Genomic DNA, 22,040 nt, shown 5'->3' with positions numbered 1-22,040 from the left:
GACCCGGTACGCTGTTCCCGGCACGGGGCCTTAGCTCAGTTGGTAGAGCGCTGTCTTTGCATGGCAGATGTCAGGGGTTCGACTCCCCTAGGCTCCACGCGCAGAAAGAAGAGGCCGCCAGGACCGCAGACGCGGACCTGGCGGCCTCTTCTCGCCCAGGTGCCTCCGGTACGGGGTCAGTCCGTGCCGGCTTCCATCGCGGCGCGGTCCAGCAGCTCCTCGTCGCCGGGCTCCCCGTCGCGGGACGCGATGGCCTCGGCGCCGCCCTCTGACAGGGCGCCGATCAGCCCGGTCGCGGCGGCCTGCGCGGCGCCGATGGCCGGGCCCGCGGTGCCGATCAGACCGATGCCCGCGTACTGCTCCAGCTTGGCGCGCGAGTCGGCGATGTCGAGATTGCGCATGGTGAGCTGGCCGATGCGGTCCACGGGGCCGAACGCGGCGTCCTCGGTACGCTCCATCGACAGCTTGTCCGGGTGGTAGCTGAACGCGGGGCCCGCGGTGTCGAGGATCGAGTAGTCCTCTCCGCGGCGCAGCCGGAGGGTGACCTCGCCGGTGACCGCGGAGCCTACCCAGCGCTGGAGCGACTCCCGGATCATCAGCGCCTGCGGGTCGAGCCAGCGGCCCTCGTACATGAGGCGGCCGAGGCGCCGGCCCTCGGTGTGGTACTGGGCGAGGGTGTCCTCGTTGTGGATCGCGTTGACCAGGCGCTCGTAGGCCGCGTGCAGCAGGGCCATGCCGGGCGCCTCGTAGATGCCGCGGCTCTTGGCCTCGATGACGCGGTTCTCGATCTGGTCCGACATGCCGAGGCCGTGCCGGCCGCCGATGGCGTTCGCCTCCATCACGAGGTCGACCGCGGAGGCGAACTGCTTGCCGTTGACCGTCACCGGCCTGCCCTGGTCGAAGCCGATCGTCACGTCCTCAGCGGGGATCTCGACCTCGGGGTCCCAGAACCGGACGCCCATGATCGGATCGACGGTCTCCGCGCCGGTGTTCAGGTGCTCCAGGGTCTTCGCCTCGTGGGTCGCGCCCCAGATGTTGGCGTCGGTCGAGTACGCCTTCTCGGCGCTGTCGCGGTAGGGGAGCCCGTGGGCGGTCAGCCACTCCGACATCTCCTTGCGGCCGCCGAGCTCGGTGACGAAGTCCGCGTCGAGCCACGGCTTGTAGATCCGCAGCCGGGGGTTGGCCAGCAGGCCGTAGCGGTAGAAGCGCTCGATGTCGTTGCCCTTGAAGGTCGACCCGTCGCCCCAGATCTGCACGTCGTCCTTGAGCATGGCCTGGACGAGGAGCGTCCCGGTGACCGCGCGCCCCAGCGGCGTGGTGTTGAAGTAGGCGCGCCCGCCCGAACGGATGTGGAAGGCCCCGCACGCCAGGGCGGCGAGCCCCTCCTCGACGAGGGCGGCACGGCAGTCGACGAGGCGCGCGACCTCGGCACCGTAGGCCTTCGCCCGGTCGGGCACCGAGGCGATGTCGGGCTCGTCGTACTGGCCGATGTCGGCGGTGTACGTACAGGGGACGGCGCCCTTGTCACGCATCCAGGCGACCGCGACAGAGGTGTCGAGGCCGCCGGAGAAGGCAATGCCGACGCGCTCGCCGACAGGCAGGGAGGAGAGGACCTTGGACATAGCAAGAGTATGCATCCTCTTGCATGGCCATGCAATCCCCGAGGTGAGACGGCCGGGAGGTCCTGTGTGCCGCGGGTCCTGGGCCCGTCGAGGGTGCCCGGTTGCGGGGCGGTGATCCGCCGAGGGGACCCGGTCGGCGGGTGGCGGTCCGCCCAGGGGTCGGTCCGCCGAGGGGCCGACCCGCCGCGTGGCCTCCCCGTGCGAGCGCGACGCGCGGGTGCGGCGTGGTCGCCTGCGGCGGGGCGCGCTCGGGTTGCGGACCTGCGGCGGGCGTGCCGAGGGGAGTGCGGGGACGGGAATCGGATCAACTAGCCGCACCGGATGGGGTGTTGGGGGCGATCGGGGCGCGCGCCAGGGGTTCGGGGCGGGCGTCGGCGGATCGGCGGTTTTCTGCTTTTCGCATGTGAGGATCGGCTGAACGGGTGGTGTTCATCCGAAGAACTGCGCGCACGACGGCGTATCTCCACCGGAATCGGCTGCGGATCCTCATCATGATGAACGTACTCAAACCGCGCAAATCCGGATAAGCCGATTGTGCGGCCGCCTCTTACCCGAAAGCGAGGAGTCATGGCCGTCGTCAAGGTCAGGAACCTCTGGACCGCGTTCATCACCGCGTTCTTCGCCGTACTCGCCACGCTCGGCCTCACCGCCCCCGCGAGCGCCGCGCGCTCCGTCGCGCAGCCGGCCGACCAGCCCGCCGACCGCGGAGCCGAGACCGTCCTCCCCGCGCCCGCCGCGCCGGTCCCCGTGCCCGCGCCACGCGCCGGCGCCGGTGGCACGGCGGCCACTCAGCACGGCGCCACAGCACGCGACCGTGCCCCCGAGGCCGCCTCCGCGGAAGCCGCGCCCAGCGAACGCGCCCTGCCGCCCACGATCAGGCAGCGCATCACCGCGGAGGCCCACGGCTCCTCCCCCTCGGTCCGCCGCATCCCCGCGGAGCAGCCCCTCGACAGCGGACTCGCAGGACTCGGCGACGTCGCGCTCGCGGCAGCATGAGGCGCCGGGTCCCGTACGGGAGTCCCGGCGCCCCACTGAACACCGTGTGCGGCACGGAGCGTCGTGGAACCGGTCGTTCCACGGCCACAGGCGCAGGGCACCAGAAGGTGCCGGCGCCGACGAGCGGCCACCGCGGGGCAGGGCCCCGCAGGACGGGACGTCAGGAAGACCGCTTGTTGCGGGTCTCCTGCTCCGTGTCCCTGGTGGCGCCGCCCTTCGCGGCCTCCTCCGCGTCGGACGAGCCGTCCACCGACGTCAGGTTCGGCCGGTCCGACACCTCGGTGGGAGCCGGCGGTTCGACCAGCCAGTCGGGGTTGGCCTGCTTGTCCCACCACTTCCACGCCGCGAAGGCACCGCCCGCGACCACGCCAAGGATCGCCAGACCCTTGAAGGCCCGGCCCGCCCTCGCCCGGCGGCGCTGCTTCGCCGCCAGCTTCTGGATCTCGCGCAGCGTGACCTGTCCGCGCAGCGCGGCGAACGCGGCGGCGGAACGCGCCGCGGCCTCCTCCGCCATCGGACCAGCGGCTGCCCTGGCCTGCTCGACCCGGGGAGCCGTGTACTCGGCGGCCTGCCGAGCTGCGGTCCTCGTACGCTTGGCGGCCTTCTGCGCCGCGAGATCGACCTTCGGCGGCACGTGCGGCGCGACCAGCGCGTCGTACTGGACGCGTGCCTGCTGAGCTGCCTTCGACACGGTCGGCGCGAGCCGCACCCGTGCCTCGTGTGCGTACTGCGCGGCCTGGTCCCTGGCCGTTCCGGCGTACGGAGCCACCGCTTCCGCGGCGTGCTGCACGCTCTCCCTCGCTGAATCGGTAGCGGCGCGCACGCTGTCCATGCGGGTCACAGGATCATCCTCCTCGGTGGCGTGTGAAATGTCGCCTGTCCACCCTTTTTTGCTTTTTCGAAATCATGCCTGGCGCACCCCCTGTCGGCATGCGTTACAGGCATCCGTGTCACGGATCCGTCCTCCTGGCGGCCCCTCGGCCACTCCGAAGGCCCCGTAGCTCCCCGTTACCCCCGTCGCGGCCCCGAATGCGCCCCGGGGTGCTCTCGCATGCCCGCGCGCCCCTCGGCGGCGGCGTCCGTGCGAGGATCGGGTAAGTCAGAGCAGACTTACGGAAGGCACATCGTGGCCGAGCAGCTTTACGCCACCCTGAAGACCAACCACGGCGACATCGAACTCCGGCTCTTTCCGGACCAGGCGCCGAAGACGGTCAAGAACTTCGTCGACCTCGCCACGGGCGGGCGCGAGTGGGTGCACCCAGCGACGGGTGAGAAGACGACCGCGCCCCTCTACAACGGGACCATCTTCCACCGTGTGATCAGCGGCTTCATGATCCAGGGCGGTGACCCGCTGGGCAACGGCACCGGCGGCCCGGGGTACGAGTTCGGCGACGAGTTCCACCCGGACCTGTCGTTCGACCGCCCCTACCTGCTGGCGATGGCGAACGCGGGCCCCGGCACCAACGGCTCGCAGTTCTTCATCACCGCGGTCCCCACGGGTCACCTCAACCGCCGCCACACCATCTTCGGCGAGGTCAGCACCGAGTCGGGCAAGCAGGTCGTCGACTCGATCATCGGTTCGCAGACCAACCCGCGCACCGACCGCCCCCTCCAGGACGTCGTGATCGAGTCGGTCTCGGTCGAGACGCGCTGACCCGGGCGGGAACCTTCCGACCCCGCCCGTCCGTGTAGCTGGTGTACCGTCCGCGCGGCGGACGGAGCCCGGCGCGCGACGGGCGGGGGGCGGGCGTCCGCTCCTCCGGGAGCGGCCGGGGCCAGGGGCGGCGCCACAGCCGCCGTCGTCACCGACGTGTAGAGGACCGTGGGATGGATCAGGCGGAGGCGGCAGCGGGCCTGCCCGGCTGCTACCGGCACCAGGGGCGCGGCACGGGCGTGCGGTGCACGCGCTGCGAGCGCCCGATCTGCCCCGAGTGCATGGTGAGCGCCTCGGTCGGCTTCCAGTGTCCCGACTGCGTGCGGGGCACGGGTCCCGGCGCGTCCGCCGGGGCGCGTCCGGTCGCGTCGGCGGCGCCGTCCACCGCGGCGGGGGGTGCTCCCTGGGCCGTCAGGTCGCCCGCGGCCTCCGGTCGTACGGGCGACAACCGGCCCCGCACGATCGCGGGCGCCCCGGTCCGCCAGGGGCAGAACCCGCGGCTCGTCACGCAGATCCTCATCGGCATCAACATCGCGGTGTACCTCGCGGTGCAGGTGCGCGGCCAGACCGCGAACGACCTTCTGCTGTTCGGGTACGGCGTCGCGGACGGCCAGCCGTACCGCCTGCTCACGTCGGTCTTCGACCACCAGCAGATCTTCCACATCGGCTTCAACATGCTGAGCCTGTGGTGGATCGGCGCGCCCCTGGAGGCGGCGCTCGGCCGGCTGCGCTACACCGCGCTCTACCTGGTCTCGGGGCTCGCGGGCAGCGCGCTCACCTACCTGATCGCCAGCCCCTTCCAGGGTTCGCTGGGTGCGTCGGGCGCGATCTTCGGGCTGTTCGCCGCGACGGCCGTGCTCGTGCGCAGGCTGCGCTACGACATGCGGCCGGTGATCGCGCTCCTCGCGATCAACCTCTTCATCACGTTCTTCTGGTCGGGCATCGCCTGGCAGGCGCACATCGGCGGGCTCGTCGCGGGCGCGGTGCTCGCCGTCGGCCTGGTGCACGCGCCGCGTGCGCACCGCGACCTCGTGCAGGCGGCGACCTTCGCCGGGGTGCTGGCCGCGACGGCCGTGGTGATCCTGGTCAGGACGGCGATGCTGACCTGAGGCCGCACACGGCTGACCTGAGGCCGCACACGCGGCGGCCTCCGCACGGGGGGCTCCGGGGTGCCGGGGCGCCGAAGTTTTCCACAGTGCGTGCCGGATCCTGTGCGTGCGGTGGGCGCGCTACCGTCCCAGCTGCCGCCGCGCGCCCCTGACCTGCGTGAACGCCGGTCGGGAGACGAGGTGAGCCAGGCCCGTACGGTGTGGTAGGCGACCCCTGCGGTCATACCGGCGTCAACCTGTCGTGAAGTTATCCACAGATCTTCAGACCTTTTCCCCCGCTGTGGAAACGACTGTGGATAACTCTCGCGACCGCCCCCGGGTTACGCCCTCGGACGGGTTTTCCTCATTTCCACTGGGTGGAGAAGCCGAACCCCGCCGCGATGAACCCGAACCCGACCGCGATGTTCCAGCTGCCCAGCGCCTCGACGGGGAGGTCCCCGCCCGTCACGTAGTAGAGGACGATCCAGGCCAGTCCGATCAGGAACATCGCCAGCATGACCGGGGCCACCCAGTTCCGGTTGGACAGCCTGATGTCCGTGGCCTTGGCGGCGGGCGGCGGCGTGAAATCCGCCTTCTTGCGGATGCGGGACTTCGGCACGAGGAACTCTCCTGTCGATGTGCTGCGTGACCGCGCAGGGGACTGAACGGCCGGCGAACCGGGAGACCGGAGGCCGGGGGACGGGCGACCCGGCCGGGCGCTCCGTTAGCGTAGTGCTTCCGTGGCTCCGGAGGAGATAAGGGTACGTTGAGCAATTCAGCACCAGGCGCCCGAGCCCCGGACGCGCCCGCGGGACGCCGCGGAGTCCGGCCCGTCCGGCTGCTCACGCTCGCCGTGTTCGGCCTCGCGGGCCTCCTCTTCGTGACGAGCTTCAACACCGCGAAGGGCACGGACATCCGCACCGACACGTCCCTGCTGAAGCTCTCCGACCTGATCCAGGAGCGCAGCGCCAAGAACGCGGAGCTCGACCGCGACGACGCCGCGGTGCGCCGGGACGTCGATGCGCTCGCCGGGCGCGACGACGGCTCGACCGCCGCGGAGGACGCGCACCTGCGGGCGCTGGAGGACAGGGCGGGCACCAGGACGCTGACCGGCGACGCCGTCACCGTCACCCTCGACGACGCCCCGCCCGACGCCACCGCGGCACCCGGCTACCCCGAGCCGCAGCCCAACGACCTCGTCATCCACCAGCAGGACCTCCAGGCCGTGGTGAACGCCCTGTGGAACGGCGGCGCCCGCGGCATCCGCGTGATGGACCAGCGGCTGATCGCGACGAGCGCCGTGCGCTGCGTCGGCAACACGCTGATCCTCCAGGGCCGCGTCTACTCGCCCCCGTACCGGATCACCGCGGTCGGAGACCCGGCGAAGCTGCACAAGGCGCTCGACGCGGCGCCCTCGATCCGCAACTACCTGCTGTACGTACAGGCGTACGGGCTCGGGTGGCGCGTCCACGACGACGGCAGCACCACACTGCCCGGCTACGCAGGCACGACGGACCTCCACTATGCGCAGCCTGTGGAATGACTGAGCGCGGCACCCGAACACCGCTGCGAGGACTGTGACGAAGCACAACCGGCAAACCCCCGGGCAGGTCAGGAATGCGCCGCCCGCGGGCCGCCGCCGCCGTTTAGTCTGGTGCGAGCGGAACGCGGGCGGTGCGCCCGGGGCGGCAGGGACCGAAGGGGCGGCGAGCGCGGGCATGTACGGGTGGTTCTGGCGGCATCTGCCGGGCAACACGTGGGTGCGTGCGGCCCTTTCGATCGTTCTCGTACTCCTGGTCGTGTATCTGCTGTTCCAGTACGTCTTCCCGTGGGCGGAGCCGCTGTTGCCCTTCAACGACGTCACCGTCGACGGTGGATCCGGAGGTGCCGCGGGATGAGCGCACGCGTTCTTGTCGTCGACAACTACGACAGCTTCGTCTTCAACCTCGTGCAGTACCTGTACCAGCTCGGCGCCGAGTGCGAGGTGGTGCGCAACGACGAGGTGACGACCGCCCGCGCGCAGGACGGCTTCGACGGCGTCCTGCTCTCGCCGGGCCCCGGCACCCCCGAACAGGCGGGCATCTGCGTGGACATGGTCCGCCACTGCGCGGCGACCGGCGTGCCCGTCTTCGGCGTCTGCCTCGGCATGCAGGCGATGGCCGTCGCGTACGGCGGGGTCGTCGGCCGCGCCCCCGAGCTGCTGCACGGCAAGACCTCGCCGGTGGAGCACGGCGGGCAGGGCGTCTTCACGGGGCTGCCCTCGCCGTTCACGGCGACGCGCTACCACTCGCTGGCCGCCGAGCCCGCGACCGTGCCGCCCGAGCTCGAGATCACCGCACGCACCCGGGACGGCATCGTGATGGGCCTGCGCCACCGTGAACTGCCCGTCGAGGGTGTCCAGTTCCATCCCGAGTCGGTCCTCACGGAACACGGCCACCTGATGCTCGCCAACTGGCTCGCGCGGTGCGGCGACCCGGGTGCGGTGGCCAGGTCCGCCGGCCTCGCGCCGGTGGTGGGGAAGGCAGCCGTCGCGTGACCGCACTCCGCCCCGAGCAGGACGGCGCCCCGGACGGGCCGCGGGCGGGTCGCGAGTCCGGCGCCGCCGGGTTCGAGGCGGTCGTCAGCGGCCTCGCCGACCCGCTGACCGACCCGATCCCCGGCGCGCCACCCCGCCGCGCCGCGGGGGAGCCGGAGCGGGCGGCGCCCGCCGCCGAGCCGATACCGCAGGAGCCTCCCGGCAGTCTGCCGCCCGAGCGCCCCTCGGGCCGGCACGCGCGCCCGCCGCCCGCGTCGGTGCCCCCGCCCCCCGTGGAGCGCCCGCCGGCCGCCGGGCCCGCGCAGGACGGGCCGCCGCCCGGCGCGGTACGCGACCCCCGCACGCCCGCGCGGTCGCCCGAGGCCGGGCCCGGGGCGACGCGGCCCGTACCGGCGCCGCAGCCGCAAGCGCCCCGGCCGGCACCCCGCGAGGCCCCGGCGCCGCACCGGCCTCCGGTGTCCGCCGAGGCGGCCACCGAGTACCTGCCGAAGGTGCCGCCCGCGCCGCCGGTCGCGGACACCCCGACGACGTTCCTGCCGAAGACGCCCCCTGCTCCCCGGCCTCAGGGCGCGGCCCCGGCGCCGCCTGCGGGCGACACGTCCACGACGTTCCTGCCCAGGACGCCCCCTGCCCCCGCGCCGCCGGTCGCGGACACCCCGACGACGTTCCTGCCGAAGACGCCGCCCGCTCCTGTGCCGCCTGTGGGCGACGGCCCTACGACGTTCCTGCCGAAGACGCCCGCCGCCGCGCCCGCGCCCGGGGGGCCCGTGGTGGACCAGGAGACCGTGGCTCTGCGCTCCGCGGACGTCCGCAGGGCCGTGGGGGGCGAGGAGCCGGCGCCCGCGGGCGGCAGGGCCGAGCGCCGGAAGGCGGCCAGGGCCGGGGCGCGCGGACGCAGACGGCCCGCGCCCGCGCCCGCGGCGCCGACCGGCCGCCCCCTGACGCGGATCGAGGCCCGGCAGGCCGCCCGCGCCCTCAAGGACAGTCCCGGCGTGGTGATCAGCCGTGCCGTGGGCGAGCTGTTCATCACCTTCGGCGTGCTGATGCTGCTGTTCGTGACGTACCAGCTGTGGTGGACCAACGTCCGCGCCGACAACTTCGCCGACAACGAGGCGAGCAAGATCCAGAGCACCTGGAAGTCCCACAAGGGCCCGGCGGCCGGGGCGTTCGAGCCCGGCCAGGGGTTCGCGATCATCCACATCCCGAAGCTGGACGTGGTCGCGCCGATCGCGCAGGGCGTCAGCAAGGAGAAGGTCCTCGACCACGGCGAGGTCGGCCACTACTCCGAGGGGCCGCTCAAGACGGCGATGCCCGAGGACAAGAGCGGCAACTTCGCACTGGCGGGCCACCGCAACACCCACGGCGAGCCGTTCCGCTACATCAACCAGCTGGTGCCGGGCGACAAGGTCGTCGTCGAGACGCAGGACGAGTACTACACGTACGAGATGACGCGTACGCTGCCGCAGACCTCGCCCTCCAACGTGGGGGTGATCTCCCCGATCCCGCAGGGCTCGGGCTTCACCAAGCCGGGCCGCTACATCACGCTGACCACGTGCACGCCCGAGTTCACCAGCACCTACCGGCTCATCGTCTGGGGCAAGATGGTCAGCGAACAGCCTCGCAGCCAGGGGCTCCCCGCGGCTCTCCAGCACGGCTGACGGCGGGGGCGCGGCGCCGAACGACACGGACCGACCAGGGGAAACGGGGCGAGCAGGGGTGGCATCCACGACCGGGCACGACGGCAGAGCACGGCGGCGGTCCGGCCCCCCGCCGAGGGCGCGGCGCGGCCCGGTCGCCGCCGTCTTCTCCGTCGTCGGCGAACTGCTCATCACCGCGGGCCTGTTGCTCGGCCTGTTCGTCGTCTACTCGCTGTGGTGGACCAACGTCACGGCCGACAAGGAGGCGGGGCGCCAGGCGGACCAGGTGCGCAGGCACTGGGCCGAGGCCCCGCCGTCCGTCCCGGACGGCAAGGCGCCGTCGTTCGACACGAAGGACGGCATCGGCTTCCTGCACGTGCCCTCGATGAAGAACGGCGAGGTGCTGATCAAGAAGGGCACCGGCGTCGGCGTCCTCAACCAGGGCGTCGCGGGCTACTACACGTCCCCCGTCAAGTCCGCGCTCCCCTGGGACAGGACGGGCAACGTCACACTGGCCGCGCACCGCGACGGCCACGGCGCCAGGTTCCACAACATCCACAAGGTCAAGGTCGGCGACCCGGTCGTGGTCGAGACCCGGGACACCTGGTACGTCTACAAGGTCTACAAGATCCTGCCGTCGACGTCGAAGTACAACGTCAACACGATCCAGCAGATCCCCAGGGAGTCGGGGAAGACCAAGGCCGGCCGCTATCTGACGCTGACCACCTGCACGCCGGTCTACACGTCGGACTACCGCTACATCGTCTGGTCGCAGCTGGTGCGCACCGAGAAGGTCGGCAAGGACCGCACCCCGCCGCGCGAGCTGCGCTGAGGCGGGGTGCGGCCGGGCGTCAGTGGTTCCCGCCGAAGAACCCGCCGGGCAGGCCGCTGTTCTGGTCGCCCCCGTCACCGCCGGACGGCGGCCCCACCGTGGTCAGGGTGACGTTGCTCCCCTGGTCGACCATGGTGCCCGCGCCCGGGTCGATGCTGGCGACGTAGGAGTTGTTCGGGTCGTTCGGCGAGCCGTCCGCGACCACCGGGTTGAGCCCGGCGCCCTTGATGGCGTTCTGCGCGTCCCCCAGCTTCGTGCCGGGATTGATGGTCGGGACGGCGACCTGCTGCTTCTGCGGGCCCTTGGAGACCTGGAGCTTCACATGGCTGTGCTCGGGCGCCTTCTCGTTGCCCTGCGGGCTCTGCGAGATCACCGTGCCGGCGTCCTGGTCGGAGTCGACCTCCTGGGTGTCGACCACGAAGCCGATCGACTCCAGCTGGCTCTTGGCGTCCGCCACCTGCTTGCCGGTGACCGGCGGCACCACGACCTGCGCGGTCTTCGCGACCTTGAGCGTGATCGTCGCGCCCTTCGCCGCCTTGGAGCCGCCCGCGGGGTCCTGGCTGACGACCGTGCCCTCGTCCTGGTCGGACTCGACCGTCCGCACGTCGACCTTGAAGCCCTTGGACTCCAGGTCCTGGGTGGCCGAGTCCTGGTCGGAGCCCTTCTCGTCCGGCACCTCGACCTTCGCGGCGCCCGCGGAGACGACGACGCTGATCGTGCCGCCCACGTCCATCTTGCCCTTGGCGGGGCTCTGGCTGCAGATGGAACCCTTGGGCTGGTCGCAGTTGTCCGTGCCGGACTGGGTGAGCTTGACGTCCGCGTTCTGCGCGGACTTCCGCGCTTCCGGCAGCGTCTGCCCGACCAGCGAGGGGACGGTGATCTGGTCCGAGCCCGAGTCGCGGGTGAAGATGTACTTCCCGATGAGGATCGCGCCCACCAGCACGCAGATCGCCGCGATCACGATGAGGATCGTCCCGGTGTTGGACTTCTTCTGCCGGCGCCGCCCGCCGGAGCGGTCGTCATAGCCGCCGTAGCCCCCGTCGTCCGGGTTCATCGGCGGGAGCATCGAGGTCTGGCCGCCCTGGTCCTGGGGGCGCAGCGCCGTGGTGGGCTGGTCCTGCGGGCCGTAGCCGCCGCCGTACCCGACGGCACCGAGCGCGGCGGCCGCCGCGACGGGCTGGCCGTCGAGGCACGCCTCGATGTCGGCGCGCATCTCGTCGGCCGACTGGTAGCGGTAGTCCGGGTCCTTCACCAGCGCCTTCAGGACGATCGCGTCCATGTCGGGCGTGATCTCCGGGTCGAAGACGCTCGGCGGCTGCGGCTCCTCCCGCACGTGCTGGTACGCGACCGCCACGGGCGAGTCGCCGACGAACGGGGGCCGCACCGTGAGCAGCTCGTACAGCAGGCAGCCGGTGGAGTAGAGGTCCGAGCGCGCGTCGACGGTCTCCCCCTTGGCCTGCTCGGGGGAGAGGTACTGCGCGGTGCCGATCACGGCGGCGGTCTGCGTCATGGTCATGCCGGCGTCGCCCATGGCGCGCGCGATGCCGAAGTCCATGACCTTGACCTGGCCGGTGCGGGTGAGCATGACGTTCGCCGGCTTGATGTCGCGGTGCACGATGCCGCTGCGGTGCGAGTACTCCAGCGCCTGGAGGATGCCGATCGTCATTTCGAGCGTGCGCTCGGGCAGCAGCTTGCGGCCGGAGTGCAGCAGCTCGCGCAGGGTGGAGCCGTCGACGTACTCCATGACGATGTACGGGATGGAGACGCCGTCGACGTAGTCCTCGCCCGTGTCGTAGACCGCGACGATCGCCGGGTGGTTGAGCGAGGCTGCGGACTGGGCCTCCCGGCGGAACCGGGCCTGGAAGGACGGGTCGCGCGCGAGGTCCGCGCGGAGCGTCTTCACGGCGACGGTCCTGCCGAGCCTGGTGTCATGCGCGAGGTAGACCTCGGCCATGCCACCACGGCCGAGCACCGAGCCCAGCTCGTACCGGCCGCCGAGGCGACGCGGCTCATCCATGTCTGTTCCGGCCCTCTCCGTCAGTACCGACCGCACCTGTGTGTGGTCCGGCGGTGTGCTGTCCGCGGCAAGGCTACCGGGCCCGCCGCACCGGATTCGCCGGAGCGTCTGAGCTGATACAGGACCGGTACGCAGGCCGCGGGGCCTCTCCGTGTCCGGGTTCCGGGCACCGGCCGTGACCCGGACGCGGAGAGGCGCAGCCGGCGGGGCTCACCTGCCACTGTCGATCACGGCCTTCATCATGTCCCGCGCGATCGGGCCCGCGAGGCCGCCGCCGGAAATGTCGTCGCGGTTCGCGTCGCCGTCCTCGACGACCACGGCGACCGCCACGGGCGAGCTGTCGCCGACCTTCGCGTACGAGACGAACCAGGCGTACGGCAGGCCGCTGTTGTTCTCGCCGTGCTGCGCCGTGCCGGTCTTGCCGCCCACGGTGGCGCCGCTGATCTTGGCCCTGCCACCGGTGCCCTGAGGGTCGTTGACCACGGACTCCATCATCGACTGGAGCTTCTGCGCGTTCTCCGGGCTGAGCGGCTGGCTCATCTGCTCGGGCTGCGTCTTGTCGATCACGTCCAGGTTGGGCGCGCGCAGCTCGTCCACCATGTACGGCTTCATCAGCTTGCCGTCGTTGGCGATCGCCGAGGCGACCATGGCCATCTGCAGCGGGGTGGCGCGGGTGTCGAACTGGCCGATGGAGGACAGCGCGGTCTGCGACTGGTTGATGTCGGTCGGGAACTCCGACGCGGCCGAGCGCACCGGCACGAACTGCTCGGTGTTGAAGCCGAACTTCTTCGCCTCGTCCAGCATCTTGTCCTTGCCGACCTCGACGCCGAGGTGGCCGAAGACACTGTTGCAGGAGACCGTGAGGGCGAGCCGGAGCGTCGCGTTCTTGCAGGGCAGGTTGCCCTCGTTGGCCAGCGGGGTGGTGGTGCCCGGCATGATGTAGGGGAGCGGCGAGTCCGTCTTCGCGTCGGGGTCGGTGACCTCGCCGTTCTGGAGCGCGGCTGCCGCGGTGACCAGCTTGAACGTGGAGCCGGGCGGATAGGTCTGGCGCAGGGCCCGGTTGAGCATGGGCTGGTTCTTGTCGCCGGTCAGCTGCTTCCAGCTCGTGCCGTCGGTGCGGCCCGCGATCGTCGAGGGGTCGTAGCTCGGCGTGGAGGCGAGGGCGAGGATCTTCCCGGTCGTGGGGTCGATCGCGACGGCCGCGCCCTTCTTGCCCTTGAGCCCGTCGTACGCGGCCTTCTGGGCGTCGGCGTTGAGCGTCGTGACGACGTCGCCGCCGGTCTGCGTCTTGCCGGTGAACATCGAGACGGTGCGGTCGAAGAACAGCCGCGGGTCGTTTCCGCTGAGGACGCCGTCCTCGACGCCCTCCAGCATCGTGGAGCCGTACGCCTGCGACCCGTACCCGGTGACCGGCGCCCACAGGGAGCCGTCCTTCCAGGTCTGCTTGTACTTGTAGTACGGGTCGTCGGTCTTGACCGCGCCGGTGATCGGCTTGCCGTCGACGATGATGTTGCCCGGCGGGTGGCTGTAGCGCTCGATCGTCGGGCGCTGGTTGTACTTGTTGGTGTTGAGCGCGTCCGCCTTGACGTAGCCCAGCCAGTTCTCGCGGACCAGCAGGGCGAGGACGAGGAGGCCGCAGAAGATCGCGATGCGGCGCAGCGGCTTGTTCACGGTCGGACCACCTGGGTCATCTCGGCGTCGGGTGAGGGGGCGGGAGCCGGGGCCGGACGGCGCGCGGTGTCGCTGATTCTGATCAGGATGCCGATGAGGGCCCAGTTGGCGATGACGGAGGAGCCGCCCGCCGCGAGGAACGGCATCGTCATGCCCGTCAGCGGGATGAGGCCCATCACGCCGCCCGCCACCACGAAGACCTGGATCGCGAAGCCGCTGGTGAGGCCGATCGCGAGCAGCTTGCCGAACGGGTCGCGGGCCGCGAGGGCGGTCCGTACGCCGCGCTCGACGATCAGCCCGTACACGAGCAGGATCGCCATCGTGCCGGCCAGGCCGAGTTCCTCGCCCACGGTGGAGAGGATGAAGTCCGCGTTGGCGGCGAAGCCGATCAGGTCGGAGTTGCCCTGGCCGAGCCCCGTGCCGAGGGTGCCGCCCGAGCCGAAGGACATCAGGGCGTCGCCGATCTGCTGGCAGGCGCCGGTCGACTTGTAGCAGTCGAACGGGTTGAGCCAGGCCGTGACCCGGGACTTGACGTGCGGCTCGAAGGACGCGACGCCGACCGAGGCGATCGCCGACATCAGCAGGCCGAAGACGATCCAGCTGGTGCGCTCCGTCGCCACGTACAGCATGACCACGAAGAGGCCGAAGAACAGCAGCGAGGTGCCGAGGTCGGTCTCGAAGACCAGGATCAGGATGGACAGGGCCCAGATCACCAGGATCGGGCCGAGGTCGCGGCCGCGCGGCAGGTAGAGCCCGAGGAAGCGGCGGCTCGCCAGGGCCAGGGCGTCGCGCTTGACCATGAGGTAGCCGGCGAAGAACACCGCGATGATGATCTTCGCGAACTCGCCGGGCTGGAGCGAGCCGAGGCCCGGGATGCGGATCCAGATGCGTGCGCCGAACTGCGCGGGGAAGAAGACGGGCGCGATGAGCAGGATCAGCGCCACGACCATCGACACGTACGTGTACCGCTGGAGGACGCGGTGGTCCTTGAGGAACAGCAGGACCACCACGAAGATCGCGACGCCGATCGCCGAGTAGAGCATCTGCTTGGGCGCGGACGGCGTGAACGACCCGTAGGCCAGCTTGGCCAGGCTGATCAGGCGGGGCGACTGGTCGAGGCGCCAGATGAAGACGAGTCCGATGCCGTTGAGCAGTGTGGCGAGCGGCAGCAGCAGCGGGTCCGCGTAGCGGGCGAACTTCCGCACCACGAGGTGGGCGACGCCGGCGAGCGCGGCGAGCCCGAGCGCGTAGCCGAGGACGCCGGACGGGACCTTGCCGTCCAGCGCGAGGCCGACGTTGAGGTACGCGAACACGGCGACGGCGACGGCGAAGACGAGCAGGAGCAGCTCGGTGTTGCGCCTGCTGGGTGCGTCGATCGCGCCGATGGTGGTGGTGTTGGAGATGCTCATGGTGGTGGAGAGGCCCCCTGTGCCCCCGTTACTGCTGCTCGCAGTTGGAGACCAGCTTCTGCTCCTCCTCCGAGAGGGTGGGGCCCGGAGACGGAGGGTGCGGCTGGTTGACGGTGGAGTGCGCGGCGGTCTGCTCGCCCACGGTGCCGGCGGCGCCTCCCCCGGCACTGGCCGTGCCCGCGGTGCCGGCGGCGCCCGTGCCCGGCGAGGCGCCGGCGGACGGTGCGCCGGACGTGCCGGGCGTGGGCGACTTGCTCGCCTGCTGCTCCGAGCTGCGTTCGGCCCGCTTGCGCTCCTCGTTCTTCTTGCATGCGGAGGCCTGGGTGCCCAGTTCCTTGATCTTGCCCTGGGCGGTGCCGAGGCTGCCTTCCGTGATGGTGTCCTCGACCTGCTTGCGCTGGTAGTCGGGGAGGTACTTCAGCTCGATCTCGGGGTGGTCGGCCTGCACCTTCGAGAGCGAGACCCATGCCAGGTCCTGGCTGATGCCCCGGTAGAGCGCCACGTGCTGCTTGTTGGAGCCCACGTAGTACTGGGTCTGGGTCCAGCGGTAGCCCCCGTAGAGGCCGCCCGCGACCACGACGACCACGAGCACGGTGTAGAGGGACGCCCTGAGCCAGGTGCGCTTCGTGCGCGGGCCCCCGTCCGACCTGTGGCCCTTGCGGTAGCCGTGCGGTCCCTCGGGGCCGCCCGCGCCGTTCTCCGACGGCGCGCCGCCGTATCCCGCGTCGCCGCTGCCCGGCGGGCCGAAGGCACCGGCGGGGGACTGCTGGGGCACCGGCCTGCCGAGGCCGGCCGCCCGGCCCGCGGGGGTCTGCATGACGGTCGGGTCGTGGCCGAGCTGCTGGTTCTCCGCGACGGCGCCGACCACGACGGGGGTGTCGCTGAGCCGGCCGGCGAGGGTGTCGCCCATGTCCTGGTCGAGGACGTCGGCGACGATGCAGGTGATGTTGTCGGGGCCGCCGCCGCGCAGCGCCAGTTCGATCAGGTGCTGGACGGTCTCCTGCGGGCCCTGGTAGTCGGCGAGCGCCTCCTCGATCGTCTGGTGCGAGACGACCGCGGAGAGGCCGTCCGAGCAGATCAAGTACCGGTCGCCCGCACGTACTTCGCGGATCGAGAGATCGGGCTCCACATGGTCGCCGCTGCCCAGCGCGCGCATCAGCAGCGAGCGCTGCGGGTGCGTGGTGGCCTCCTCCTCGGTGATCCGCCCTTCGTCCACGAGCCGCTGGACCCAGGTGTGGTCCTGGGTGATCTGGGTGAGGACGCCGTCGCGCAGCAGGTACGCGCGGGAGTCGCCGACGTGGACGAGACCGAGCCTGCGGCCCGTCCACAGCAGCGCGGTGAGGGTCGTGCCCATGCCTTCGAGCTGCGGGTCCTCGTCGACCATCAGGCGCAGCTGCTCGTTGGCGCGCTGGACCGCGGCGCCGAGGGAGGTGAGGACGTCGGAGCCCGGCACGTCGTCGTCGAGCTGGACGAGCGTGGAGATGACCTCGGAGGACGCGACCTCGCCCGCCGCCTGGCCGCCCATGCCGTCGGCGATGGCGAGCAGCCGGGGACCCGCGTAGCCGGAGTCCTCGTTGCCCTCGCGGATCATGCCCTTGTGCGATCCGGCGGCGAAGCGCAGCGTGAGTGTCATGCGCACGCCTCCGGTCGGGCCGCCCGCTGAATCCGGCACCAGCCGGTCTGGAGCCACAGTGCCCACCCTCCGGTCGGGAGCACGCACGGGTCCGCTGGCGGGACCGCGGCGGCTCGCTCGCTCCGCTCGATCATTGTCGTGACTACTTCCGCAGCTCGATGACGGTCTTGCCGATGCGGATCGGTGCACCCAGGGGGACCGGGGTCGGAGTGGTCAGCCGGGTCCGGTCGAGATACGTGCCGTTGGTGGACCCGAGGTCCTCGACGATCCACTGGCCGTCGCGGTCCGGGTAGATCCTGGCATGCCTGCTGGACGCGTAGTCGTCGTCCAGCACGATCGTGGAGTCGTGCGCGCGGCCCAGCGTGATGGTCTGGCCCTGGAGGGCGACCGTGGTGCCCGTGAGGGTGCCCTCGGAGACCACGAGCTTGGTCGGGGCGCCGCGGCGCTGCCGGCCCGCCCCCTGCTGCTGGCGCTGGTGCGGCGGCCCGGCGCTCTGCCGGTTCTGCTGCGGCCTCGTGTCGCCGCCGCCGCGGCGCGCGCCGCGCTGCGTGACGCGCGTACCGAACAGGTCGCTGCGGATGACCTGGACGGCCACGATGACGAACAGCCACAGAACGGCCAGGAAACCCAGCCGCATGACCGTCAGGGTCAGCTCTGACATTGCCCCCGCTTCACCCTTCGGCTTGCCGGTAAACGATGGTGGTACTGCCCACGACGATCCGCGAGCCGTCGCGGAGCGTAGCGCGGGTGGTGTGCTGTCCGTCCACCACGATGCCGTTGGTGGAGCCGAGATCCTGGATCGTCGAGGGCGTTCCGGTCCTGATCTCGCAGTGCCTGCGGGACACGCCGGGGTCGTCGATGCGCACGTCGGCGTCGGTGCTGCGGCCGAGGACCAGGGTGGAGCGGGAGATCTGGTGCCGGGTGCCGTTGATCTCGATCCAGTGCCGGGTCCTGGTGGGGGGCACCGCACTCGGGGCGGGGCCCGGGGCACCGTAGCCGCCGCGGGCCGCGCCGGGCGGCGGGGTGTCGGGCATGGGCGGCACGGCGCGCGGCGGGTAGCCGTACCCCTCCTGCTGCCGGTAGCCCTGGTGCTGCGGGGGCTGCTGGGGCGGCTGCTGTGACGTACTCGACGCGAGGGTGCGGCTGCGGACCCGGTACAGGCCGGTGTCGAGGTCGTCCGCCTTCTCCAGGTGGACCTTGATGGGGCCCATGAAGGTGTAGCGCTGCTGCTTGGCGTAGTCCCTGACCAGGCCGGCCAGTTCGTCGCCGAGCTGGCCCGAGTAGGGGCTCAGGCGCTCGTGGTCCGGGGTGCTGAGCTCGACGATGAAGTCGTTGGGCACGACGGTCCGCTCGCGGTTCCAGATCGTCGCGTTGTTGTCGCACTCGCGCTGGAGGGCGCCGGCGATCTCGACGGGCTGGACCTCGGACTTGAACACCTTCGCGAAGGTGCCGTTGACCAAACCCTCAAGGCGCTGTTCGAACTTCTTCAGGACTCCCATGAGGCACCTCCTCCGTAGTCGTTGCCGTGGTCGTACCGGCTCTGGTGCCGGGTCGTGCGCCGGCGTCCTCGGCCGTGTCCGCCCCGGCCGGCCGCCGCGGCGCCCGCGCTGCGCGGGCCGGACCGGGCGTCGTCGCCGCGCGGAACGTACCGCTCGCACTGCCTCTCGTACTGCTTACTGATCGTATCCACGCGTCGGGAAATCGGCTGGTTCCCCTTGTCTGCCCGGTCGATGGGTGTCGCCTCTCACACGGATCGTAGAGGTGGCCCTCCGACAGTGTCCCGCACTCGGCGTCCTCCCTTGAGGAGCGGGTACCGACCCTGTCCGTTCCCTGTACGGCCGCTGTCGTGCCCGGCCGTACGGCGACCGCCCCGGGGGCCTGACCGGGGGCTGAGAGGGCCGCCCCTTCCCCGGGTAGGCGGGGCGGAAACGGATGTGAACCCACCCTGTTCAGCGTGCTAATCTTCAGATGTCGCCAGGGGAACGCAGCAGCGGACCCCACGGGGACGCACCCAATGCGCGGGTGGCGGAATAGGCAGACGCGCTGGATTCAGGTTCCAGTGCCCGAAAGGGCGTGGGGGTTCAACTCCCCCCTCGCGCACCACAGGAGAAGGGCCCCTGCTCGGCAGGGGCCCTTCTCGCGTGTATGTGCTGCTGCCCGGGTCGGCTGCGGGGCCCGTGGCGCGGCCGTGCCGTCCGTGTTGGTTGTCTGTGCCGTCCGGTGCGTGCCGGGTGTGGCTTTCTTCATAGGCGCAGGCGTGTCGTCACGGCCCCGTACGCGAGAACGCGGCGGGGCGCCCCGGTGGGAGGCGGCCCGCCGCGTCGCCGCGGGCGGGGGCGATCCGTCGATCGCGGTGCCCGGGTCAGGCGGCCAGGCGGGCGGCCAGTTCCTTCGCCTTGGCCGTGGCCCGCTCGTGGGCCTGGGTGCGGGACTGCTCGGCGAGCGGGCGCAGCGCCGCCATCTCCTCCTTGGCCGGGGCCAGGGTCAGCTCGGGGACGATGAACTCGATGTCCGTGGCGCCGAACATGCCCTCAAGGAGCTTGCGCAGGTAGGTCTGCACGAACTCGAAGTCCTCGCGGGGCGTGCCGGGGGCGTACGAGCCGCCGCGGCTGGCCACGATGGTGAAGGGCTTCTTGCCGACGGCGGAGTCGGGGGTGGCGTTGTGGCCGGCGATGATCGCGTGGTCGAACCACGCCTTCAGGGTCGAGGGGATCGAGAAGTTGTACATCGGGGCGCCGATGAGGATGGCGTCCGCGGCCTCAAGCTCGGCGGCCAGCTCGGCGCGCAGGGCGTGGTCGGGGCCCCCGGCCGCGGCGGCGGCGTCGAGGTGCGGGAGCGGCTGGGCGGCCAGGTCGCGGTAGATCACGGTGCCGGTCGGGTGCTGCTCCTTCCAGGCCTCGACGAACTTCGCGGTGACCTCACGCGAGGCGGAGCCCTCGGGGAAGAGGGAGGAGTCGATGTGCAGCAGCGTGGCCATGGGCGTTCTCCAGAAATCGGGACACGGGGTGTGGACGCGAAGCGGACCCTTGGGTTCTCTTCGCACCTATGGATAACACAGCGACTTACTTTTTTTCACCCCCGTCGGAAAGAGCAGCGCGGCCAGTAGTCTGTGAGGCATGGCGCAGCACAGCGAAGACGTGTGCAAACAGGTGGACGTGGGGATCACCCGTGTCTTCGAGCTGCTCGGAAAGCGCTGGACGGGCCCGATCATCTCCGTCCTGATGTCCCGCCCCGTGCACTTCTCCGAGCTCAGGAGGGCGATCCCGGGGATCAGCGAGCGGATGCTCTCCGACCGTCTGAGCGAGCTCGGCTCCGAGGGGCTGGTCGTCCGCGAGGTGGACGAGGGGCCCCCACTGCGGGTCGCCTACCGGCTCACGGAGAGCGGCGCGGCGATGGAGCCCGCGCTCAACGAGCTGCTGAGGTGGGCGGAATCACACATGGGTGTGAAGAAGGGCAGCTGCTAGGGAGCGTCGTCGGGCGCGGGACGCGATCTCGCGGACACGACCAGGGCACGTCCGCGCCGGGCCGTCTCCCGGTTTCTCCTTGCGGCCGTGTGCGGGGCTGTGCCGGCGGGCGGGCGCGGGGGGCCCGCGGGGCGCGAGGCCGTACGGGCGGGTGGGCGTGGCCACTACGCTGGGCGGGTGACGCAGGACGTACCACGTGAATCCCAGAGCGCGCGGCTCGAACGGGCCGTGCGCGCTGCCGAGCAGGCGCTGATCGAGTTCGAGATCGCCCTGGAGACGTTCCGGATCGAGGTGGAGAACTTCTCCCGGCTGCACCACCAGAAGCTCGGTCCCATGTACACCCGCCTCGACGAGCTGGACGCCCTGATCGCCGAGGCGAGGGCGCGCAGCAGCGGCGACCCCGAGGACCTGCGCAAGGCGCAGGAGGCGCGCGGCATGGTGCAGCCGATGCCGGGCGTGGACGAGCTGTTCCACGACTGGCTCGACGGCGACGGGCTCTCCCCCGAGGCCGCCGCGATGCTCACCGAGCAGCCCGTGCGGCCGCCGCGCCGCGTCCGGCCGAGCGACGAGGCCCGCAAGCTCTACCGCGAGCTGGCGCGCAAGGCCCACCCCGACCTGGCGCAGGAGGATGGCGAGCGGGCGCGGCGCGAGGAGTTCATCGCGCGCGTCAACGGCGCCTACGGGCGCGGCGACGAGGCGCTGCTGCGCGAGCTGGCCGCCGAGTGGGAGGCGGGGCCCCGCCCGGAGCCCGCGCCGCTGACCGAGAGCGAGGAGCTCTACGCGCGCCTCGAATGGCTCTCCCAGCGCAAGGAGCTGCTGACGCTCCTCGCCAAGGACCTGGAGGAGTCGGCGATCGGCGCCATGCTCCGGATGGCGCCCGACGACCCCGACCGGCTGCTCGACGAGATCGCCGAGCAGCTGCTCGCCCAGGTCTCCGAGCGTGAGGCCGAACTCGCACGGCTGGTGCAGTAGGTTCGAAGGACTGGCCCGAACCGGAAGAGAGCATCCCCATGAGCTTCGCCGCACTGCCCTCGGTCGACGTGTCCGCGCTGCCCGCCGACGCCTTCCTCGTGGACGTCCGGGAGGACGACGAGTGGGCCGCCGGCCACGCGGAAGGCGCCCTGCACGTGCCGATGAGCGACTTCGTCGCGCGTTTCGGCGAGGTGTCCGAGGCGGCCGACGGCCGCACGGCCTATGTCGTGTGCAAGGCGGGCGGCAGGTCCGCGCAGGTCACGCAGTACCTCGTGCAGCAGGGCGTGGACGCGGTCAACGTCGACGGCGGCATGCTGGCCTGGGAGGGCGTGGGCCGTCCCCTGGTCACCGACAGCGGCGCGGCGCCCGTCGTCCTCTGAGGCAGGCCGACAGGCCGACCGGCAGGCTCGGGCGGGCGAGGTCCTCCGCGACCGGCAGGCTCGGGCGGGCGAGGCCGGTCGCCGCGGTGTCTTGGACCGCCGGACCCGGACGGGCGAGACGGGGTGGCC

General features: G+C 71.6%; 21 protein-coding genes and 2 tRNA genes. 13 read left to right on the top strand and 10 right to left on the bottom strand.

The window, feature by feature from the left end:
• Positions 1-24: 24 nt before the first annotated feature.
• Positions 25-97 (top strand) — tRNA-Ala (locus ABEA77_RS10325).
• Between the two features lie 79 nt (positions 98-176).
• On the opposite strand, the gene argG is transcribed toward ABEA77_RS10325, so the two are convergent.
• Positions 177-1,622, bottom strand: a complete 1,446-nt coding sequence (gene argG / locus ABEA77_RS10320; RefSeq protein WP_345644328.1) for an argininosuccinate synthase — start codon at positions 1,620-1,622, stop codon at positions 177-179.
• Between the two features lie 567 nt (positions 1,623-2,189).
• On the opposite strand from argG, the gene ABEA77_RS10315 reads away from it, so the two are divergent.
• On the top strand, positions 2,190-2,618 hold the full coding sequence (locus ABEA77_RS10315; RefSeq protein ID WP_345644326.1) for a DUF6344 domain-containing protein: 429 nt from the start codon (positions 2,190-2,192) through the stop codon (positions 2,616-2,618).
• Between the two features lie 160 nt (positions 2,619-2,778).
• Here the strand turns inward: ABEA77_RS10315 and ABEA77_RS10310 are convergent, their stop codons facing one another.
• Positions 2,779-3,459: a DUF5324 family protein gene (locus ABEA77_RS10310; RefSeq protein ID WP_345644324.1), complete on the bottom strand. Its 681-nt coding sequence runs from the start codon at positions 3,457-3,459 to the stop codon at positions 2,779-2,781.
• 285 nt (positions 3,460-3,744) lie between these two features.
• Between ABEA77_RS10310 and ABEA77_RS10305 the strand changes: the two genes are divergently transcribed.
• Together ABEA77_RS10305 and ABEA77_RS10300 are read left to right on the top strand one after the other, a co-directional pair.
• Positions 3,745-4,272: a peptidylprolyl isomerase gene (locus ABEA77_RS10305; RefSeq protein WP_345644321.1), complete on the top strand. Its 528-nt coding sequence runs from the start codon at positions 3,745-3,747 to the stop codon at positions 4,270-4,272.
• Between the two features lie 173 nt (positions 4,273-4,445).
• Entirely contained in the window at positions 4,446-5,381 is a 936-nt protein-coding gene (locus ABEA77_RS10300; RefSeq protein WP_345644318.1) for a rhomboid family intramembrane serine protease, read from the top strand.
• A gap of 343 nt (positions 5,382-5,724) precedes the next feature.
• On the opposite strand, the gene crgA is transcribed toward ABEA77_RS10300, so the two are convergent.
• Positions 5,725-5,979: a cell division protein CrgA gene (crgA, locus tag ABEA77_RS10295; RefSeq protein ID WP_345644315.1), complete on the bottom strand. Its 255-nt coding sequence runs from the start codon at positions 5,977-5,979 to the stop codon at positions 5,725-5,727.
• A gap of 147 nt (positions 5,980-6,126) precedes the next feature.
• On the opposite strand from crgA, the gene ABEA77_RS10290 reads away from it, so the two are divergent.
• From ABEA77_RS10290 to ABEA77_RS10270, 5 genes are all read left to right on the top strand, one after another.
• On the top strand, positions 6,127-6,903 hold the full coding sequence (locus ABEA77_RS10290; RefSeq protein WP_345644312.1) for a DUF881 domain-containing protein: 777 nt from the start codon (positions 6,127-6,129) through the stop codon (positions 6,901-6,903).
• Positions 6,904-7,078: 175 nt separating this feature from the next.
• The gene (locus ABEA77_RS10285; RefSeq protein WP_345644309.1) at positions 7,079-7,258 is read left to right on the top strand and encodes a hypothetical protein; all 180 of its coding nucleotides are present in this window, start codon (positions 7,079-7,081) and stop codon (positions 7,256-7,258) included.
• Positions 7,255-7,896, top strand: a complete 642-nt coding sequence (locus ABEA77_RS10280; protein WP_345644306.1) for an aminodeoxychorismate/anthranilate synthase component II — start codon at positions 7,255-7,257, stop codon at positions 7,894-7,896. The genes ABEA77_RS10285 and ABEA77_RS10280 overlap by 4 nt, the downstream gene beginning before the upstream one ends.
• Positions 7,893-9,554, top strand: a complete 1,662-nt coding sequence (locus ABEA77_RS10275) for a class E sortase (RefSeq protein ID WP_345644303.1) — start codon at positions 7,893-7,895, stop codon at positions 9,552-9,554. Before ABEA77_RS10280 ends, ABEA77_RS10275 begins: the two co-directional genes overlap by 4 nt.
• Before the next feature lie 58 nt (positions 9,555-9,612).
• Positions 9,613-10,365, top strand: a complete 753-nt coding sequence (locus tag ABEA77_RS10270) for a class E sortase (RefSeq protein ID WP_345644300.1) — start codon at positions 9,613-9,615, stop codon at positions 10,363-10,365.
• A gap of 19 nt (positions 10,366-10,384) precedes the next feature.
• On the opposite strand, the gene pknB is transcribed toward ABEA77_RS10270, so the two are convergent.
• From pknB to ABEA77_RS10240, 6 genes are all read right to left on the bottom strand, one after another.
• Positions 10,385-12,382, bottom strand: coding sequence for a Stk1 family PASTA domain-containing Ser/Thr kinase (gene pknB / locus ABEA77_RS10265; protein WP_345644297.1), 1,998 nt, complete (start codon positions 12,380-12,382; stop codon positions 10,385-10,387).
• Between the two features lie 210 nt (positions 12,383-12,592).
• Complete coding sequence (locus ABEA77_RS10260; protein WP_345644294.1) at positions 12,593-14,053, bottom strand: peptidoglycan D,D-transpeptidase FtsI family protein; 1,461 nt, start codon at positions 14,051-14,053, stop codon at positions 12,593-12,595.
• A complete protein-coding gene (locus tag ABEA77_RS10255) occupies positions 14,050-15,462 on the bottom strand; it encodes an FtsW/RodA/SpoVE family cell cycle protein (RefSeq protein WP_345644291.1) in 1,413 nt (470 codons plus the stop codon). Before ABEA77_RS10255 ends, ABEA77_RS10260 begins: the two co-directional genes overlap by 4 nt.
• Positions 15,463-15,490: 28 nt before the next feature.
• A complete protein-coding gene (locus ABEA77_RS10250) occupies positions 15,491-17,095 on the bottom strand; it encodes a PP2C family protein-serine/threonine phosphatase (RefSeq protein ID WP_345644288.1) in 1,605 nt (534 codons plus the stop codon).
• 142 nt (positions 17,096-17,237) lie between these two features.
• The gene (locus ABEA77_RS10245) at positions 17,238-17,756 is read right to left on the bottom strand and encodes an FHA domain-containing protein FhaB/FipA (RefSeq protein WP_345644285.1); all 519 of its coding nucleotides are present in this window, start codon (positions 17,754-17,756) and stop codon (positions 17,238-17,240) included.
• Positions 17,757-17,766: 10 nt separating this feature from the next.
• Complete coding sequence (locus ABEA77_RS10240) at positions 17,767-18,594, bottom strand: FHA domain-containing protein (RefSeq protein WP_345644282.1); 828 nt, start codon at positions 18,592-18,594, stop codon at positions 17,767-17,769.
• A gap of 517 nt (positions 18,595-19,111) precedes the next feature.
• Here ABEA77_RS10240 and ABEA77_RS10235 point away from each other — a divergent pair.
• A tRNA-Leu gene (locus tag ABEA77_RS10235) sits at positions 19,112-19,198 on the top strand.
• A gap of 259 nt (positions 19,199-19,457) precedes the next feature.
• Here ABEA77_RS10235 and ABEA77_RS10230 read toward each other — a convergent pair.
• On the bottom strand, positions 19,458-20,072 hold the full coding sequence (locus tag ABEA77_RS10230; RefSeq protein ID WP_345644279.1) for an FMN-dependent NADH-azoreductase: 615 nt from the start codon (positions 20,070-20,072) through the stop codon (positions 19,458-19,460).
• A gap of 139 nt (positions 20,073-20,211) precedes the next feature.
• Between ABEA77_RS10230 and ABEA77_RS10225 the strand changes: the two genes are divergently transcribed.
• The 3 genes from ABEA77_RS10225 (at position 20,212) to ABEA77_RS10215 (ending at position 21,911) form a co-directional block, all read left to right on the top strand.
• Entirely contained in the window at positions 20,212-20,559 is a 348-nt protein-coding gene (locus ABEA77_RS10225) for a winged helix-turn-helix transcriptional regulator (RefSeq protein ID WP_345644276.1), read from the top strand.
• 177 nt (positions 20,560-20,736) lie between these two features.
• Complete coding sequence (locus ABEA77_RS10220) at positions 20,737-21,531, top strand: hypothetical protein (RefSeq protein WP_345644273.1); 795 nt, start codon at positions 20,737-20,739, stop codon at positions 21,529-21,531.
• 38 nt (positions 21,532-21,569) lie between these two features.
• Positions 21,570-21,911, top strand: a complete 342-nt coding sequence (locus ABEA77_RS10215) for a rhodanese-like domain-containing protein (protein ID WP_345644270.1) — start codon at positions 21,570-21,572, stop codon at positions 21,909-21,911.
• Positions 21,912-22,040: the final 129 nt, after the last annotated feature.

Origin of the sequence: Streptomyces tremellae, from assembly GCF_039540215.1 — a bacterium.
Lineage (GTDB): Bacteria > Actinomycetota > Actinomycetes > Streptomycetales > Streptomycetaceae > Streptomyces > Streptomyces tremellae.
Note: the sequence above shows the minus strand (reverse complement) of the source record. Positions and strands in the feature narration are given on the sequence as shown.

What these genes read in the sequence shown, in the direction of transcription:
- ABEA77_RS10250 (WP_345644288.1), bottom strand. Translation starts at nt 17,095, where the DNA reads ATGACACTCACGCTGCGCTTCGCCGCCGGATCGCACAAGGGCATGATC.
- ABEA77_RS10225 (WP_345644276.1), top strand. Translation starts at nt 20,212, where the DNA reads ATGGCGCAGCACAGCGAAGACGTGTGCAAACAGGTGGACGTGGGGATC.
- ABEA77_RS10245 (WP_345644285.1), bottom strand. Translation starts at nt 17,756, where the DNA reads ATGTCAGAGCTGACCCTGACGGTCATGCGGCTGGGTTTCCTGGCCGTT.
- ABEA77_RS10230 (WP_345644279.1), bottom strand. Translation starts at nt 20,072, where the DNA reads ATGGCCACGCTGCTGCACATCGACTCCTCCCTCTTCCCCGAGGGCTCC.
- ABEA77_RS10255 (WP_345644291.1), bottom strand. Translation starts at nt 15,462, where the DNA reads ATGAGCATCTCCAACACCACCACCATCGGCGCGATCGACGCACCCAGC.
- ABEA77_RS10300 (WP_345644318.1), top strand. Translation starts at nt 4,446, where the DNA reads ATGGATCAGGCGGAGGCGGCAGCGGGCCTGCCCGGCTGCTACCGGCAC.
- ABEA77_RS10215 (WP_345644270.1), top strand. Translation starts at nt 21,570, where the DNA reads ATGAGCTTCGCCGCACTGCCCTCGGTCGACGTGTCCGCGCTGCCCGCC.
- argG (WP_345644328.1), bottom strand. Translation starts at nt 1,622, where the DNA reads ATGTCCAAGGTCCTCTCCTCCCTGCCTGTCGGCGAGCGCGTCGGCATT.
- ABEA77_RS10285 (WP_345644309.1), top strand. Translation starts at nt 7,079, where the DNA reads ATGTACGGGTGGTTCTGGCGGCATCTGCCGGGCAACACGTGGGTGCGT.
- ABEA77_RS10280 (WP_345644306.1), top strand. Translation starts at nt 7,255, where the DNA reads ATGAGCGCACGCGTTCTTGTCGTCGACAACTACGACAGCTTCGTCTTC.
- pknB (WP_345644297.1), bottom strand. Translation starts at nt 12,382, where the DNA reads ATGGATGAGCCGCGTCGCCTCGGCGGCCGGTACGAGCTGGGCTCGGTG.
- ABEA77_RS10240 (WP_345644282.1), bottom strand. Translation starts at nt 18,594, where the DNA reads ATGGGAGTCCTGAAGAAGTTCGAACAGCGCCTTGAGGGTTTGGTCAAC.
- ABEA77_RS10315 (WP_345644326.1), top strand. Translation starts at nt 2,190, where the DNA reads ATGGCCGTCGTCAAGGTCAGGAACCTCTGGACCGCGTTCATCACCGCG.